15 protein-coding genes are annotated in these 17,276 nt (G+C 64.5%); 2 read left to right on the plus strand and 13 right to left on the minus strand.

Annotated elements, in window-relative coordinates:
* Window positions 1–10: 10 nt before the first annotated feature.
* The 9 genes from mdcH to ACSSVH_RS24560 form a co-directional block, all read right to left on the minus strand.
* Window positions 11–916, minus strand: a complete 906-nt coding sequence (mdcH, locus tag ACSSVH_RS24520; protein ID WP_170042162.1) for a malonate decarboxylase subunit epsilon — start codon at window positions 914–916, stop codon at window positions 11–13.
* Window positions 913–1,509, minus strand: coding sequence for a malonate decarboxylase holo-ACP synthase (locus ACSSVH_RS24525; protein ID WP_172313630.1), 597 nt, complete (start codon window positions 1,507–1,509; stop codon window positions 913–915). Before ACSSVH_RS24525 ends, mdcH begins: the two co-directional genes overlap by 4 nt.
* Window positions 1,503–2,282: a biotin-independent malonate decarboxylase subunit gamma gene (gene mdcE, locus ACSSVH_RS24530; RefSeq protein WP_492633838.1), complete on the minus strand. Its 780-nt coding sequence runs from the start codon at window positions 2,280–2,282 to the stop codon at window positions 1,503–1,505. Before mdcE ends, ACSSVH_RS24525 begins: the two co-directional genes overlap by 7 nt.
* Complete coding sequence (locus ACSSVH_RS24535; protein WP_172313634.1) at window positions 2,279–3,121, minus strand: biotin-independent malonate decarboxylase subunit beta; 843 nt, start codon at window positions 3,119–3,121, stop codon at window positions 2,279–2,281. Before ACSSVH_RS24535 ends, mdcE begins: the two co-directional genes overlap by 4 nt.
* Window positions 3,114–3,413: a malonate decarboxylase subunit delta gene (locus ACSSVH_RS24540; RefSeq protein ID WP_057960874.1), complete on the minus strand. Its 300-nt coding sequence runs from the start codon at window positions 3,411–3,413 to the stop codon at window positions 3,114–3,116. The genes ACSSVH_RS24535 and ACSSVH_RS24540 overlap by 8 nt, the downstream gene beginning before the upstream one ends.
* On the minus strand, window positions 3,413–4,270 hold the full coding sequence (locus tag ACSSVH_RS24545) for a triphosphoribosyl-dephospho-CoA synthase (protein ID WP_172313636.1): 858 nt from the start codon (window positions 4,268–4,270) through the stop codon (window positions 3,413–3,415). Before ACSSVH_RS24545 ends, ACSSVH_RS24540 begins: the two co-directional genes overlap by 1 nt.
* On the minus strand, window positions 4,271–5,941 hold the full coding sequence (mdcA, locus tag ACSSVH_RS24550; protein ID WP_115129199.1) for a malonate decarboxylase subunit alpha: 1,671 nt from the start codon (window positions 5,939–5,941) through the stop codon (window positions 4,271–4,273).
* Window positions 5,942–6,040: 99 nt separating this feature from the next.
* On the minus strand, window positions 6,041–6,763 hold the full coding sequence (locus ACSSVH_RS24555) for a hypothetical protein (RefSeq protein WP_492633839.1): 723 nt from the start codon (window positions 6,761–6,763) through the stop codon (window positions 6,041–6,043).
* A 121-nt stretch (window positions 6,764–6,884) separates the two neighbouring features.
* Complete coding sequence (locus ACSSVH_RS24560) at window positions 6,885–7,112, minus strand: DUF6124 family protein (RefSeq protein ID WP_172313642.1); 228 nt, start codon at window positions 7,110–7,112, stop codon at window positions 6,885–6,887.
* A 395-nt stretch (window positions 7,113–7,507) separates the two neighbouring features.
* Between ACSSVH_RS24560 and ACSSVH_RS24565 the strand changes: the two genes are divergently transcribed.
* Window positions 7,508–7,768 (plus strand): type II toxin-antitoxin system RelE/ParE family toxin, encoded by a 261-nt coding sequence (locus ACSSVH_RS24565; protein WP_169953841.1) that lies wholly within the window; start codon window positions 7,508–7,510, stop codon window positions 7,766–7,768.
* Between the two features lie 14 nt (window positions 7,769–7,782).
* Entirely contained in the window at window positions 7,783–8,070 is a 288-nt protein-coding gene (locus ACSSVH_RS24570; protein ID WP_099168625.1) for a HigA family addiction module antitoxin, read from the plus strand.
* 158 nt (window positions 8,071–8,228) lie between these two features.
* Here the strand turns inward: ACSSVH_RS24570 and ACSSVH_RS24575 are convergent, their stop codons facing one another.
* The 4 genes from ACSSVH_RS24575 to ACSSVH_RS24590 form a co-directional block, all read right to left on the minus strand.
* Entirely contained in the window at window positions 8,229–8,684 is a 456-nt protein-coding gene (locus ACSSVH_RS24575) for a chemotaxis protein CheW (protein WP_169953565.1), read from the minus strand.
* The gene (locus ACSSVH_RS24580) at window positions 8,677–14,532 is read right to left on the minus strand and encodes a hybrid sensor histidine kinase/response regulator (protein ID WP_492633840.1); all 5,856 of its coding nucleotides are present in this window, start codon (window positions 14,530–14,532) and stop codon (window positions 8,677–8,679) included. The genes ACSSVH_RS24575 and ACSSVH_RS24580 overlap by 8 nt, the downstream gene beginning before the upstream one ends.
* A gap of 158 nt (window positions 14,533–14,690) precedes the next feature.
* Window positions 14,691–16,742: a methyl-accepting chemotaxis protein gene (locus ACSSVH_RS24585; protein ID WP_169953563.1), complete on the minus strand. Its 2,052-nt coding sequence runs from the start codon at window positions 16,740–16,742 to the stop codon at window positions 14,691–14,693.
* Entirely contained in the window at window positions 16,739–17,275 is a 537-nt protein-coding gene (locus ACSSVH_RS24590) for a chemotaxis protein CheW (RefSeq protein ID WP_169953562.1), read from the minus strand. The genes ACSSVH_RS24585 and ACSSVH_RS24590 overlap by 4 nt, the downstream gene beginning before the upstream one ends.
* Window position 17,276 lies beyond the last annotated feature (1 nt).

Genomic DNA, 17,276 nt, shown 5'->3' on the forward strand with positions numbered 1-17,276 from the left:
AGCTCACGCTTTATCGGTGGTGGCGGCCCTCCTGTTCCAGCAAGGCCTGCAAGGTGTCCAGGCGCGCACCTTCGAAGGCAATCACGGTGCCTTGCTCAAACACCCGCCGCGCAAGGCCGGTGAGGACTGTGCCCGGAGGCAGCTCGATGTGCAGGCGCACGCCGCGCTCATAGGCGCTTTGTACGGTGCCGCGCCAATCGACGAGGCGGCACATGTTGAACGCCAGGTCGTCGCGCAACTGCGCAGGATCGCGAATCGGCCGCGCCCGGCTGCTGCTCAGGTAAGTAATGGCCGGCGCCTTGAGCGCGACCTTGGCAAACGCTTCAGCGAGGGCCTGGGCCGGTTGCTCCAGCAGGGCGCAATGGGACGGCACGCTGACGGCCAGGCGCTTGGCCACGCCCTGGCCTTTGACGCGGTTGGCCACCCGTTGCATGGCGGCATCGCTGCCGGCGATCACGCACTGGTTATCGGCATTGATATTGGCCAGGTACACCGGGGTTTGCGCGCTGTGGATCTCGGCGAGCACGCTTTCGACGGTGGATAACTCCAGGCCGATCAGTGCGGTCATGCCATAGCCCTGTGGATAAGCGTGCTGCATCAGTTCACCGCGCAGGCTGACCAGCCGCAGCGCATCGGCAAACGCCAGGGCCCCGGCGATCACTGCCGCCGGATAAGCGCCGATGGACAGGCCCGCCACATAGTCCGGTGTGTGTTGCAACTCACGGGCATGGGCCACGCCGGCGATCAGCAGGCACAGTTGCACGGCGCGGGTGCTGGCCAGGGCCTGCGCCGAATCGAGCTGGCGCACCTCTTGTCCCAAGGTATCGCTGGCTTCATCGAGGACATTGGCAGGCAATTGCTGGAGCATGCCCGGGCGTTGGGCACCCTGCCCCGGAAACACCAGGAGGCTGCTCATGCCACGGCCTGCCAAGGGTCGATCACCAGATGCGCACCGCTGGCGTTTTTCAGCAGCACCCGCAGCGATGGGCCGGCCCATTCGCGCAAGGCCACCGCGCCATAGGGGGTTTGCAATTGCAGGTCCACGGCACACGCTGCGGTGTCCAGAATCGCCAGCAGCGCCTCGGCATCACCGCGATCAAGCCGCTCGGGCGCGCGTAGCAGCAAATCCAGATCGCTCTGGGCATGCAGTGCCTCAATGCCCGTGGCCAACTCGAAACCCGCGCTGCCCGTCACACCCCACACCTCTTGCGCCAGTACCGGCCGCAGTTGGTCGAGGGCGCGCAACGCCGGTAAATCCCGGGGCGAGATCACCCCGCACAGGGCCTCGGGTGTCACTCGCCGTTGCACAGCCGCCACGGGCATCACGGCCGCAAAGCGCTGCTCCCGCAAACGTCCACGCACACCCACCGCCACATAGCCCGGTTCGGCCAGCGCCCGGCGCACCACCACCGGCTGCCCCGCCCCGATCACCGCCAGTACCCAGGCCGGTGCGTCAGCGGGCACGTGCGCCGGGGCCATGCCCCAGAGCAAGTCGTGGGCGTTCACCATTGTTCCCGCAACAGCTGGCGTACATGGCTGGACGCGGCACGATTGACGGCGCCCAGGCGCCCGCGCAAATCGCGCACGCCGCTGTTCTGCACATCCTTGATCGCCTGCACCAGGCAATCCCTGACCCGCGCCAGGTCGTCGGCGGTCGGTTGTTCGATCTGGCTGACCGTGAGGGTTTCCCAGAGCAAGCCGAGGCTGGCATAGCTGTCGATGTCATAGGCCATGGGCGGCACGCTGGCGGCCAGGGCTTCGAGTTCTTCGACGCTACGCAAGGTGACCCGCGCCGCCGAGGCCTTGCCCATGGCGTGCACCATCACCCCAGGGTCGCGCAGGGCAATCAGGCGGTTGGCCTGGTAGCCATGGGCGAGAAACGCCCCGGACATGGCCTTGCCCACCAGCAACCCGATCACCGGGTGCCCGGCCAAACGGGCGCGGGCATAACTGTCCGCCGCCGCCGCCAGGGCCTGATGAATGCCCAGGGCTTCTTCGCGACGGCCATAGGCCTGGCTCGGCACGTCGACAATAGCCACAATCGGGCGTTGATCAGCGCGGGCGATGGTTTCATCCACCGCCTTGGCCAGGCCCCAGCCTTCCAGCAACCCAACCTCACCTTGGCGGGCGCGGGGGAAGCGGTTGGCAGCATCGGGCACCACCGCGATAAACCGCACGGCCTGCTCGCCGAGCACGCCATCAGCAACTTTCAACGAAGCCGGCAAACCCGCCACCGGCGCCGCATCCGCGCGCAATGCGTTGAACCAGTGCAAGCCTCTCATGAGCGTTCTCCCTGATACAGGTCACGAACCGTGGCCGGCTCGATCTGCGGTTCGGCGTCCAGCGCAGCCAGGCGCGCCAGGTAATAGTCGGCCTGGCGGCTGCGCGGCGCTGCCGGCAAACCTTGCTGCAACAGTTCGCTGATCTGCTGGCGGATCTGCGCCACATCGTCCGCCACATAACGGTCGGCCAGGCCGCTGTTGAAGCGCTGCTCGCCGCCGGTCAGGCTCCAGATGAAGGGCCGGTCACGGGAGTCGTATTCTTCAAGGCCGGCTTCCTGTTCGATCACTTGCGGGCCGTTCAAGCCCAGGCGCGCTTCACGGGTCACCACCAGGTAGCTGCAAAGGCCAGCGGCAATGGACATGCCGCCAAAACAGCCAACGCTGCCGGCCACTACGCCGATCACCGGTTGGTACTGGCGCAGGTCGACAATCGCGGCGTGGATATCGGCAATCGCCGCCAGCCCGAGGTTGGCCTCCTGCAGGCGCACGCCGCCGGTTTCCAGCAACAGCACCGCACGCGTCGGGATGCCGTTGCGGTTGTCCTCGGCGGCCAGTTCCAGGGCACCGGCGATTTTTGCGCCACCCACTTCACCGAGGCTGCCGCCCTGGAAATTACCTTCGATGGCGGCGATCACCAGTGGCAGGCCATCGAGGGTGCCCTTGGCAATCACCACCCCGTCGTCAGCCTGCGGCACCACGCCCTGGCGGCTCAACCACGGCGACATCACGCGCTGGAACGGGTCAATCAATTCACGGTAGCTGCCGGCATCGAGCAAGGCCTTGGCCCGCTGGCGGGCGCCGAGTTCGACGAAGCTGTGCCGGTTGAGTAAATCAGTCATGGCCAAGCTCCTCGAAACCTTGCTCCAGGCGCAAACGCACCACGCCGGGGGTGGCGCCAAAATCGTGGATCTGAATGTTCAGCGCCGGTGGGGTCTGCTCCTGGAAAATCCGCTGGAACAGGTGCTGCCAACGCTGCTCGGCGCCGTTGACCGAGGTTTGCACCTGGATGCTCAAGGTGCCCGCCGTGCCCGGTTCCAGCAGCACTTCAAGGTCGCCGGAACCGACGCAGCCCACCAGCGCGCGGCCTTTGGGCGGCTGCCCGGCGGGGAATTCAAAGGATAGGGTTTCCATCAAAACGCTCCGTCGCAAGACTCGATGCGGTCGATAAACAGGCAGGCGGCCAACAGGTCGGCGGCGCCACCGGGGGAGGCATTCAGGGCCAGCAGTTGCTGGTCCAGCTCATTGAGGCGACGCCGCCCGGCCAGGCTCGCGCTGCCGCCCGCATCCAGCACGGCCTGGGCGCCCCGTTGCATCGCCTGCAAGCCATCGGTGCCGGCGCGGTAGAGCACGCAGGTGTCGGCCAGTTGGGTCATGATCGCCAGCAGCGCATCGAGGCGCGCGTTCTGCTCGCCGTGTTGTTGCAAACGGCTTGCGTGCAGTTGCGGCAGGCCCCGTTGCAGCACTGCGGGGAAGCCCAGTTGCGCTTCTTCGCGGGCGCCACGTACGCCATAGCGCTGCGCGACTTGCGCGCCATGGCTCAGCGGTTGCGGTGCATAACGGTCATTGAGCAGGGCCAGGCGCGCAGCCCTTAAAGTCAGCGCATTGGCCGTGCGCGAGGCAGGTGCCAGCGCGGCGGCGGCCACCAGCAGGCCAAGGGCCCAGATCGCGCCACGGTGGGTATTCACGCCCTGGGTGGTGGCGAGCATCGCCTGTTCGCCTTCGCGGCCGATCCGGCCGAGGGCTTCGCGCAGCGGCAGGCCGATCTCGCCCAGGGCAATCGCCGCTTCGGCCATTTCCTTGAAGGCCGGCCACAAGGACAGCGCCGACGCGTGCATCAGGCCCAGGTGCAAATCCTGATGGGCGCCATTGCCACGCCGATCCACCAGCGCCGGCTTGGGCGACAGGTCCGCTTCGTCGATCAGTGCATCGACCGCCAGGTCCGCCAGTTGCTCGGCCAGGGTCAGTGTGTGCAGTTTGAGTGCGTGCATTTACCAGCTCCTGAACTTGGCGGGCGGGTTGTACAGGCCACCGGACCAGTCCACCAGGTCGGCCACGCTTTTGGCCGCCAGCAGTTCGCGGGTGGCGTCGGTGCGGCGGATGCCGAGGTCTTCGGGCAAGGCGATCAGGCCTTCGCGGCGCATGCGCGCGGTGTCCTTGGGGTTGTGGCGCAGGCCGATGGCGGTCACCCCGGCGACCGCCGCGATCATCGCCTGGCGCTCTTCCAGGGAGCGCGCCTTGTACAGGTAGGCGATGCCTTCTTCGGTGAGCAAGTGGGTCACGTCGTCGCCGTAGATCATGATCGGCGCCAGGGGCATGCCGCTTTTGCGCGCCACTTCCACTGCATCGAGGGTGTCGACGAAGGTCGGTTTGCCGCCCTCCTGGAAGGTCTCGACCATCTGCACCACCAGCTTTTTGCCGCGCTCCAGCAAGGCTTCGGGGGCATCGTCGTGGCGCATATCGAGCCAGGCCGGGGTGCCGTGGCGGCGCCCGCGTGGGTCGTGGCCCATGTTCGGCGCGCCGCCAAACCCGGCGAGCCGGCCTCGGGTCACGGTGGACGAATGACCGTCACCATCCACCTGCAAAGTGGCGCCGATAAACAGGTCCACCGCGTATTGCCCCGCCAGTTGGCAGAACATCCGGTTGGAGCGCAACGAGCCGTCGCGACCGGTGAAGAACACATCCGGGCGCGCGGCGATGTAGTTTTCCATGCCCAGTTCGGTGCCGAAGCAATGCACGCTTTCAACCCAGCCGCTTTCGATGGCGGGGATCAACGTGGGGTGCGGGTTGAGGGTCCAGTTGCGGCAGATCTTGCCTTTAAGGCCCAGGGACTCACCGTAGGTCGGCAGGATCAGTTCAATCGCGGCGGTATTGAAACCAATGCCATGGTTCAGCGACTGCACGTTGTGTTTTTCGTAGATGCCACGGATCGCCATCATCGCCATCAGCACATGCACCGGCTTGATATGCCGGGGGTCGCGGGTGAACAGCGGTTCGATATAGAAGGGCTTGTCGGCCACCACCACGAAATCCACCCAACTGGCCGGGATGTCCACGCGGGGCAAGTCGCTGACGTCGTCCACCAATTGGTTGACCTGCACGATGACGATGCCATCGCTGAACGCCGCCGGCTCGATCAGCGCCGGGGTGTCTTCGGTGCTGGGGCCGGTGTAGATATTGCCGGCGCGGTCGGCCATGAAGCCTGCGGACAGCACCACGTTGGGGATCAGGTCTACGACCAGTCGCGCATAGAGTTCGATGTAGGTGTGGATCGCGCCGACTTCCAGCAGGCCGTCTTCAAGGAGCTGGCTGATGCGCAGGGATTGGGTGCCGGCAAACGAGAAATCGAGCTTGCGGGCGATACCCTTTTCAAACAGGTCCAGGTGCTCGGAGCGCCCGACGCTGGGCATGATCATGTGCAAGTCATGGAGCACGGCCGGGTCGGCCTTGGCCAGGGAGCGCGAGAGAAAGTCGGCCTGCTTCTGGTTATTGCCTTCCAGCACCACGCGGTCGCCGGGCAGGATCAGGGCTTGCAGGGCCTCGACGATCCTGTCGCTGGGCAGCACCGCCCCGTCGGCAAACGCCTGGACCAGCCCGAGCCGCCGCTGCTTCTCGTCGCGGCGCCGCGTCCAGCGCGAGTCGGGGGTTATTGTTGTTGTCATGATCGCTCCACGGGTTCGCTGTCGTGGGGCTCACCATAGGAGTGAATCGGGGGGGTATCAATCAAGCTCGGCGGTGGATTGTTACGGTTGGAGTAATGGTCAGGAGCGCCGCCATTCCATGCGCTGGCGCCACACCGTCCAACCCAAGCCAATGCCCGCCACGCCATGAAACCCCAGCACCGCCGCCAGGCTCCAGCTCACCAGCCCCCAAATCGCCTGCACGTACACGGGCAGCAGAAACAGCAACAGCCCAAACAACACGGCCACGCCCCATTGCTCCCACTTCATCAACCGACGCAGATAGGAGACGATCGCACAGCCTGAAGCCGCGCCCAGGAAAGCCAGCAACAGGCCGGTAACTTCATGCCCCGACACCACGGGCCAATCCAGGCGCCACAAGGGCAGGCAGAAAACAGTCAGCACCAGTGAACACATCAGGATAAACACGAACAGGTATTCAAAGACCGCCAGGCCCCAGCTACGAATGCTGGTGCGGGTCTGTTCAATCTCGGCCTTGCTCGGCCTTTTCGAAATGGCCACCCCAAGCAAGCACGAGCCCAAACCGCCGAGGCTCATGACCACCAGGTTGATCACAACACCCTTGATTTCTTTGCCTGTGGCGTTGAGCACGAGGGTTTCCAGGTACCCCAAGATAAACACCGCGCCCACCACCGAAATCCCGAAGCCAGCGAGCTTGCCGCGCCGTGTCGGAAAACTCATCGTCGCGCTGGCAGTGAACACCAACACCAGGAACCACAACAGCAAAGCACCGGTAAACGGGGTGAGGTTGTACAGCCAGGCAAATACGTCAAATAGCCACATTGTGTTGTTGCTTCCACCGAAAGACTCGTCGGGTTATCGGCGGGTTTACGTGGGGCTTTACCCGAGCAGGCATCAGTCCCAAAAAGGGAACGAACGGTCCCTTTCTGGGACTGATCAAGTTTTACGCAGCGGCCGCAGGCGATAGTTGCTCCAGCGCACGCTCGACCAGCAGTTGGCCCAGTTCGGTCATTTGTTGGATGGCCAGGAGCACGCCGCGCTGGGCGCCGTTCAGCTCAAAGGCCAGGCCGCAGGTCAGGGCGTTGAGGGACTCGAGGGTTTCGGTGTTCTGGTGTGGGTTGACGGTGAAGATACTGGATGAGGTAGGTCGGTTGGGGGTGGGTTTGATCATGGTGAACATCTCCGATATGTGAAGGAGACTGACACCGCTTGCTTGCACGCAAATCGGGTGGCAGCTGTGCGCAGGTGTGCAAGACCGGGCATATCGGACCCCGGCAGACCCGAAGGTCTCCCACGCACAGCCGCCATAACAAACACAGCAGGCATAAAAAACGCCCGTTGAAAGGCTATGGGCGTTGGTGCGCCGATATGTAACCGGACTTGCACGTCCGTGTCACCGTTTTTTGCGATGACCGACCAAGCCTAGGCGCGCAGGCGGCGAGCGACAAGTTCATGGGCGGCGCGAAAATGTGCGGGAAAAATCTGAAGGCATCATGCCGCATGATCATTCCTACAGGTTTTGGGGGTTGTTGCTCGGATGGCACCTCTCTAGCCTTTGGAATTTGAATCATCTCACCAGCAGAACATTATGAAACAGGATCAACCAAAGGCATCAACGCGGGTCACGCGAAACGCTTGCGTCGTGTGCTGCTGATTCTGGATAGCGCAGGACACCCGGGCGAATTGAATCTCCCAGGATGGCGTTTTCATCGACTCAAAGGCGATCTGCTCGACTACTGCTCCGTCAGCATTAGCGGTAACTGGCGCATCATTTTTCGTATGCTTGATGATCACGTCGAACTGGTTGATTACCTTGACTACCATTGAACAGGGGCACGTACATGGGTATGCACAACCCGCCACATCCCGGCGAAATCCTGCTTGAGGATGTGATGCCCAGCTTGGGCATCACCATTACCGAAATGGCCCGGCGGCTCGGCTTTGCCAGGGAAACATTCTCCAGGATCCTGCATGGTCACGCGCCAGTCAGCCCAGACCTTGCCGTGAGGTTGGAGCGGGCAGGCATCAGCAAAGCGCGGTTATGGTTGTCGATGCAAAGTACCTACGATCTTTGGCAAGCAGAGCACCGTGAACAACCGGTCATTGAGCGTTTTGCGCAGATTAAGTAAGGTTTGGCGCCAAGCGCACTCCAATGTGGGAGCTGGCTTGCCTGCGATGCAGACGCTTCGGTGTGTCAGTTAAACCGAGGTGATGCTATCGCAGGCAAGCCAGCTCCCACACAAGCCAGCTCCCACATTGGGTCTTCAGAGGTGCTGAAAACGGCTGTTCAGGCCAACCCAGCCTCGACCAGCAGCGCTTCCAACCCCATCAGGTCCGGCACTTTCGCCACATGCTCGCCGACCTGTACCGCCGCCAGTTCCAGCGGTGATAGGGGTACGTCCACGTAGCTCAACTGGCTGTCGAGCTTGTACGAGCGGGGAATGCCCTGGATCACCAGCGCGATGAACTTCAAGGTCGGGCGCCCGCCTAGGGCGTTGAGCACGACGATCCGTGCGCGTTCGCTGACAACGCTGGTACCACCGCAGGCCGCTTCGAAGCTGATCAGGGGCAGTTGCTGGTCGCGCCAGGTCACTTGCCGCAGGTACCAGGGCGGAGCGTCGCTGGCCGGTTCGCCGCGCTGGAAGTCGATCAGCTCGGCCACCGCTACGTTGGGCAGCAGCAGGTGGCGGTCGGCCAGAGGCAGCAGCAAGCCGGTGAGTTGGCTGGTGCGGTGGTCAAGCATGTTTCGGGCTCCAGTAGGCGATGCTTTCGAGCAACACCGACTCTTGATAGGGCTTGCCAAGGTAGTCGTTGACCCCAATCGCCATGGCCCGATCGCGGTGTTTCTGGCCGGTGCGCGAGGTGATCATGATGATCGGCAGGCGCGCAAGCCGTGGGTCGTTGCGCACCTGGATCGCCACTTCGAAGCCATCCATGCGCGGCATTTCGATGTCCAGCAACATCAGGTCCGGGGTGTGTTCTTCGAGCAGGGCGATGGCGTCGATGCCGTCCTTGGCAGTCAGTACGTTCATGCCGTTGCGCTCGAGCAGGCGGCTGGTGACTTTGCGTACGGTCACCGAGTCGTCTACCACCAGCACCAGCAATCGCTGTTTTTTCTGCGGCTCGTTGACCGCCAATGCCGTGTCCGCCGCCTGGGCCGGCAAGGCCGGGGCCAGGGCGCGGATATGTGCCAGCAGGTCGATGATCAACACCACCCGGCCATCGCCGAGGATGGTCGCCCCGGACAGCCCCTGCACCGCCGCAAACTGCGGGCCCAGGCCCTTGACCACGATTTCCCGGGTGCCGGCCATGTCGTCCACCTGCACCGCAATATATCGCTCGTTGCATTGCATCAGCAGCACCGGCAGCGGCTGGTTCTGCCCCAGCAGCTTGGGCCGGGCCACGGTGTGCAGCAGCTCGCCCAGGTAATACAACTCGTAGCGCTGGCCGGCGTATTGATATACCGGCGGGTCCAGTTGGTAGTGCCCTTCCAGCTCATTGGGCAACACGCGCACCAGGCCCTGGATGGTGTTCAGCGGGATCGCGTACTGATCTTCCGCGCACTGCACCATCAACGCCCGGTTGACCGACACGGTGAACGGCAGGCGAATGCGAAAATGCACGCCCTGCCCCGGCGTAGAGTCGATCACCATGCTCCCGCCGAGCTGGCGCACTTCTTCATGCACCACGTCCATGCCCACGCCGCGCCCGGAAATCTGGGTGATTTTTTCGGCGGTAGAAAACCCCGGCTGCAAGATGAACTGCAACACATCGCGATCGCTGATCTCCATCTCCGGGTCCAGCAGGCCACGCTTGATCGCCTTGCGCCGCACCGCATCCAGCGGCACGCCAGCGCCGTCGTCGCGCATGTCGAAGATGATGTCGCCACCTTCATGGCTCAGGTCCAGGGTGATCCGGCCCTTCTGCGGCTTGCCCGCCAACAGCCGTGCATCCCGCGATTCCAGGCCATGGTCGACGGCGTTGCGCAGCATATGCTCCAGGGGCGCGGCCATGCGCTCCAGCACGTTGCGGTCCATCTCGCCCTCGGCATTGCCGACCACGAATTCCACGTCCTTGCCCAGCTCGCCGGCCACTTGCCGCACGATACGCTTGAGGCGCGGCAGCATGCGCTCGAACGGCACCATGCGCGTGCGCATCAGGCCTTCTTGCAGCTCGGTGTTGATCCGCGCCTGTTGCTGCAACAGGTTCTGCGCGTCCTGGTTACGCTGGTCGAGGGTTTCCTTGAGGTCCAAAAGGTCCGAGGCCGACTCGGACAACGCGCGGGACAGCTGTTGCAACTGGGAATGGCGATCCATTTCCAGTGGATCGAATTCTTCGTAGCCCAGGCGCTCGGTCTCGGCGTGCTGGCGGCTGAGGATACGGCCCTGGGTCTCGGTATCGAGGCGGCGCAGTTGGTCGCGCATGCGCTCGATGGTGGTTTCCACCTCACTGAGGGCGGCGCGGGCGTCGTTGACCTGCTGCTCGATGCGCCCACGGAAAATCGAGGTTTCGCCGGCGAGGTTGACCAGGTCATCCAGCAGCTCGGCAGAGATTTTCACCATGTCCGCGCCCGGCTCGCTAGCGGCCGGGGCTTCGGGTTTGCTGGCGGCCATGGCGACCGGTGCGGCCTGGTCTTCGCTGGGCTGGACCAGGCTTTTGATGCGCTCGATCAGGCGCTCCACCGAACCGACCGGCAACCCCGCCGCCACTGCCTCGACCATCTGCGCCAGGCGGTCATGGCAGCCCTGCAGCAGCGCAAACAGCTCGCTGGTGGGCGCCAGCAAGCCCGCCGACAGGCCTTCGTAGAGAAACTCCAGTTCGTGGGCCAGGTCGCCAATCGGGCCGATCTCGACCATCCGCGCGCCGCCCTTGAGGGTGTGCAGGTCGCGTAGCAGGGTCTCGACTTCCTGGCGGCCCTGGGGCTCGGCCTGCCAGCGCGACAGTGCGGCGCCGGAGCTGTCGAGGATGTCGGCCGCTTCCTCCAGAAAGATGTCCAGCAGCTCCGGATCACTGCCGCCGCCCTGTGCATCGGGCGGTGTGGGTAGCGCCACCGGCGCGGCGTTCTGGCGCACCTCGCGCAAGCGGCCAATCAGGGCGCTGGAATCACTCAAGGGTTGCTGCTCTTGCAACTGCTCCAGTTGCAAGGCCAGGTGTTCATGGCTGTCCATCAACACTTGCGCCATTTCAACGGAGTAGTTGTAGCGCCGGTCCACCAGGCCTTCGTAAAGGCTTTCCAACTCTTGGGCCAGATCGCCCACCGGGCCGATTTCGGCCATGCGCGCACCGCCGCGCAGGGTGTGCAGGTCGCGTTGCAGGGACGACAGCGGCGCCACGCCGTCGGGGTCCAGCAGCCAGCGCTTGAGGGACTGCCCGGCGCTGTCGAGGATATCCACCGCTTCTTCAAGGAAGATCTCGACGATCTCATCGTCCACCGCCCAGTCCTGCTGCAACTGCGAGGTGGCCGCGCCCAGTTCGGCAATGCTCAAGGCGCGGCTGCCATCGGTTTTGATCAGGCCGGTGGCGCTGGGGTCGAGCCCTTCATCGAGTAACTCGCGCAAGGCTTTCATGCGCGCCGGCGCCGGGCTGACCTCCTGGCCGGCGGCCAGTTGGTCGAGCATGTTGATCAGGGCTTCATGGGCCTGTTCGGCCTCCTGGAAAAATCGCTCGCTGACCGCCAGGCTGCTTTCTTCCACCGCGCCATACAGGTCGAGCAAGGCTTCGCACAGTTCATCCATCGGATGCAGTTCGGCCAGGTGCGCGCCCTCCCCCAGGGTGGTCAGCTCGTCCAGCAACGCACTGAGCTCCTGGCGCTCGCCAGGGTGTTGTTGCCAGCGCCGCAGCAGGCTTTCGGCATCGAGCAGGATGTCCATGCCCTGGGCCAGGAAGTTGCTGATCAACTGTGGGTCGCGCTTGACCCGCAGGCCGGCGCTCGGCGCATTGAGGAAGGCTTCGAGCTGGCCGTCGAGGCGCGCCTGGGTGCGCTCGATCAACGATTGCGCACCGTCGATGGGCGCCAGCGGGTCACTGTCCAACTGGCGCAGGCCGCGCTGGAACAGGGCTTCGCCCTCCAGCAGCAAGTCGATTTCATCCAGGTCCAGGGCCAGGCGATGGGCCTTGTATTCGCGGGTCAGGTGGTCCAGCGGCCGCGCCAGTTCGGCGATGGGCAAGACGCCCGCCATGTAGGCACTGCCCTTGAGGGTATGCAGGGCACGTTGCAGCTCATCGCTGACAGGCAGCGGCATCTGCTCGGTGGCCTGGTGCAAAAACCGATTGAGGCTGTCCAGGTGACTCTGTGCTTCGTTGCGAAAGATCTCCAGCAGCAGTGGGTCGAGCGCGCTGTCATCCTGAGCCACGGCTGGCGGTAACGGCGCGCCACTGGCCAGGGCATGGGCGCGTGCGGCAAGGTGGTCGACATCATCGCGCTGGCGCTGGGTGTCGGCGGCGAACTCGGCGATCAAGGCCGGCAGCAGCACCAGCACGTCATCCAGCACAGCCTGGACCTCGGCGCCCGGCGCGACCACCCGCTCGAGCACGCGGTTCAGCAGGTTTTCCACGGCCCACGCCAGTTCCGCCAACACCAGGGCACGCACCATGCGCCCGCTGCCCTTGAGGGTATGGAAGGCGCGGCGCATGTCGCTCAAGGCGGTTTTATCTTCAAGGCTGGCGGCACCTTGGGGCACCAGGCGCTGCAACACGTCCAGCACTTCGGCGGTTTCTTCCAGGAACACTTCGCGCAGTTCATCATCCACCGACTCTTCATCGGCTGGCGGCGGCAGCAGGCTGCCCGGGCGTTGCAGGGCCGGTGGGTTGAGACGTGGGGTCGGGCTGGCCAGGGCCTGCGCCAGGGTCTGGGAATCGACCGGCAATTCATCGTGCGGTGCCGAGGGTTCCTGGCGCCAGGCTTGCTGCGCGGGCACTGGCGCATAACCTAGCGCCGCGAGCCCTTCAAAAGCGATATCCAACACCCGCTCGCCCGGTGCATCCGGGTCCTGCAGCATGCGCTCCAGGTAGTGTTCCAGGCTGGTGAGCACATCGGCGCAATGCTCCAGCTGCGCCGCCGGCGGCGCGGTGTCATGGCCCATCCACTGTTCATCGACGTAAATCTTGAAGCCACGCACCAGGCTCGCCGCGCGCGGCAGCGGGATCATCGCCAGGGCGCCACGCACCTGGGTCAGCAGCTCTGGCAGGGACTCCAGGCGCTGTGTATCCCATTGCGCCTCAAGGCAGTCGATGACCAGCTCTCGCGCTTGCTTGAGGCACTGGCATGACTCCTTGATCACCAACTGGTGGATCTGGGTCAGGTCGGTGGTGGGCAGGCGGCTGTCTTCACGGTTTTGCGGTTCGACGGTGCCGACCATCCCGGCCAGCGTCGCCTCGACATACAGCAACGCCCCGGCCACATCCATCAACACGGCATCATTGGGCTCGCGCTGCCCCTGGGCCAGGCCCTGGACCACCGCCAATTGGTCGATGATCACTTTGCGCGGCTGGCCAAAGCCCAATACCGCCAGGGTATCGGCGATCTGCCGCAACGGCGCCAGCAGGCTGTCCAGGCCAGAGATGTGTTGGCGGTCGCTGCGCACGAACAGGTCCAGGCGCTCCTTGACCCGCACCAACTCCTCACACAACGCACCGAGCACCGAGCCCATGGCGTTGCGGTCCGGCCCGGCCAGGCGCGCGCGCTCGGCATCGACCACGGTGCTGTCGGGCAAGGCTTCATCCAGGCCGTAGCGTTCCTTGAGGCTTTGCATGCGCGGTGTCGGCCGGGTGACTTTGGCGATGTAAAACAGCAGGCTCTTGAGCAGTTGGTCGGGCGCCGGGGTGTTGATCCCTTCGATGCCCTGGATTTGCAGGCGCTTGAGCACCTTGTCACAGCTCTTGAGCAGGCTGCGCAACGCCGGGCTATTGGCGATAACGCCGGTGAGCATGCCTTCGGCCAGCGCCGAGGTGACTTGCCACAACGCCAGCAACGGCGCGCCGTGGCACAGCGCTTCCAGTTGCGCGAAGACCCGCGCCATGTCTTCCAGGTTGCTCGGGCCGTGGTCTTCACGCAGCAGCCCGGCCAAGCCCTGTTGCAGCATTTGCCGCCATTGCTGCAGTTGCTCGGCAAAATCAGCCGGCGCTCGTTGGGCCAGGGCATCATCGGGCAGCGGCGCGATCACCAGCAGTTGCGGGCTGAACAGGCTGGTTTCCGAGAGCAGGCTTTTGCCGTGCACGCTGCGCAGGTCGTTGAGCAGTGGCAACACCACCAGGGGCAGGTCGCGCCGCGCGCTGTGCACACGGTCCAGGTACAACGGCAGTTGGCCGAGGGCCTGTTGCAGCAGGCGAATGCCTTCTTCACGCTGGCTGACACGCCCGGCTTGCAGGGCCAGGGCCAGGTGCTCCATTTCTTCGGCGAGCAGTGCCGCGCCGTAGAACTCGACCATTTGCAGGGCACCGTGGACCTGGTGAATGCCCTCCAGGCACTGCGCCAGGGCTTGCTCGCTGGCGTCCTCGGCAAAGGCGTCCAGCGCCGCACGGGCCTGCTTCAGGGTGTCGGCGATCTCGCCCTTGACCCATTCGAGGGCGACGTAGTCGTGCCGGTCAACCATAACGACTCCCGTCTGAATGGGTGAAAAGTGAGAATCCATGTGGGAGCGGGCTTGCTCGCGAAAGCGCTGGGTCAGTCGGCACATTAGGTGACTGATACACCGCTTTCGCGAGCAAGCCCGCTCCCACATTTAGATTGCGGTGGTTTTGGGGAGGCATGTCATTCATCGGTCTTGCGCACGGGCGGCAGGGTGAAACCCGATACCGAGCGGCGCAACTGGCTGGCCATTTTGGCCAGGTTGCCAATGCTCTCGGCGGTGGCCGTGGAGCCCGATGAAGTCTGGCTGGTGATCTGCTGGATCACGTTCATGGTCAGGGAGATCTGCCCCGCCGACGAGGTTTGCTGCTGCGCGGCGTTGGAGATGCTCTGGATCAGCGCGGCCAGGGTCTTGGACACCCCCTCGATTTCTTCCAGGGCCACCCCGGCGTCCTGGGCCAGGCGCGCGCCACGTACCACTTCGGTGGTGGTCTGCTCCATGGAGATCACCGCTTCGTTGGTGTCGGTCTGGATCGCCCGCACCAGGTTCTCGATCTGCCGGGTAGCCGCCGACGAGCGCTCGGCCAGGCGTTGCACTTCATCGGCCACCACCGCAAACCCGCGCCCGGCGTCACCGGCCATGCTCGCCTGGATCGCGGCATTGAGGGCGAGGATGTTGGTCTGCTCGGCGATGTCGTCGATCAGGCTGACGATGTCGCCGATTTCCTGGGACGACTCGCCCAGGCGCTTGATGCGCTTGGCGGTGTCCTGGATCTGCTCGCGAATGTTGTCCATGCCATGGATGGTGTTGTGCACCACCTCGTTGCCCTTGTTGGCGATCTCCACCGAGCGCTCGGCCACCGCCGAAGACTCGGCGGCGTTGGCCGATACCTGGTCGATGGATTGGGCCATCTGGTTGATCGCCGTCGAGGCTTCGGCAATCTGCTGGGCCTGGTGTTCCGAGGCCTGGGCCAGGTGCATGGCGGTGGCCTGGGTTTCCTGCACGGCGCCGGCCACTTCACCGGCGGTGAGGTTGATGGTCGCCACCAGGTCGCGCAACTGGTCCACCGAATAGTTGATGGAGTCGGCGATGGTGCCGGTGAAGTCTTCGGTCACCGAGGCGGTCACGGTGAGGTCGCCGTCAGCCAGGTCTTCGATTTCGTCGAGCAGGCGCATGATCGCGTTCTGGTTGCGTTCGTTTTTCTCGGCGGTTTCGCGCAGCTGGCGATTGGTCTCGCGCACCATCACCAGGCCAATCAGGATGATTGACGCCAGCGCCAGCAAGCCCAGGACATAACCGCCGATGGTGTCGAGGGTGCGCCCGCCGGCCAGGTTTTCAAAACCGGTGGCCAAGTGCGAGGCTTCATCGAGCAGGGTTTGCGACAGGCTGAAGATGTTGCTTGCCGAGGCGCGCACCTGGAACAGTTGCGGCGAGGTTTCGAGGATTTCATCCACGGAGCCGGAGACAAACTCGAACAGCTCGGCAATCTCCGCCAGGCGCGCACGGGCGTCCGGGTCCTGCACTTCGCTGATCTTCAGGCCTGCGCTGCCCTGGAGCATGCCGGCCAGGACCTGGCCAAAGCGGTTGGCATCGCGGCCAAAGGCGTCGGCGGCCTTGACCGCCGTGTCATCCCCCGCCAGCACGGTGTTGACCGCCCCCAGGATGCGCTCGGCCAGCAGCGACTGGCGCTGGGCCACGGCCACCTGGCTGGCGGGCGCGCCGCGCTGCAGCAGGATCTCGACGACCTTTTCCGACTCCAACTGCAATTGCGGCACGGTTTCGGCCAGGGTCGCCGCCACTTGATGCAGGGACAGCACCGTCTGCTCGCTGGCCAGGATCACGTCGGTGTTCTTCAGCAAGGCTTCCCAGTCATGCTGCACGGCGCGCATTTCGCTGCGCACGGCGCTGGGCGCAGCGGGCAGGCCGGTGGCCGGGTCGCCTTTTTTCAGGTAGCTCCAGCGCTGGGCAAAATCATTGCGCGCCTCGCTCAACAGCTTGAACGCGGCGGCCTTGCCGGCTGCGGCCTCGGTGGCGTTCTTGGCAATGCGCTGGGACAGCACGCGCAGCTCGCCGGCGTGGCCGATGTACTGCTTGTCGTAGGTGGACTGGGTGTTGAGGTACGCGAAGTTGGCGAACAGCAGCATGATGAAGATAATCAGCGCGATAAACAGCACGATGATCTGCGAGCGGCTACGGGAGGCTTCCTGCGGTTTGACGGGCGTGGCGGTGCTCATGCGGCAACATCCAGAAAGCCCGGGGCCTGGGCCAGGGCGAAGGGGCTGAAGACCTGCCACAGCGGGTCGCCGCTGAACTGGCCTTGGATAAACGCGGCGCTGGCCGCGGGCACGCTGGCCGATACCGGGCGCAGCTGGTCCTGGGCGAAGTGCTGCAGGCCGACCACCTCATCCACCAGCAGGCCGACGAAAGTGTCTTCGTGTTCGATCACCAGCACCCGGCGCTGCTTGCGCGCCGTCGACAGCTCGTAGCCGAAAAACCCGCACAGGTTGATCACCGGCAGCAAGCGCCCGCGCAGGTTGGCCACGCCCCTGACCCAGGGCTTGACCCCGGGCATCAGGGTGCAGCGCGGTTCATGCAGTACCTCGGCGACTTCGCCCATGGGCGCCACATACCAATGCCCGCCCAGGCGAAAGCCAATGCCACTCCAGCTGTGCGAGCGGGTTTCCTGGGACGGCAAATCAGCGGCCAACAGGCGGCAACGGCGGTCGATGTCCAGCAGCAGCTCAAAGGCGGTTTGCGACTCGGTCATG

The sequence above is a fragment of the Pseudomonas sp. HC1(2025) genome (assembly GCF_058742075.1).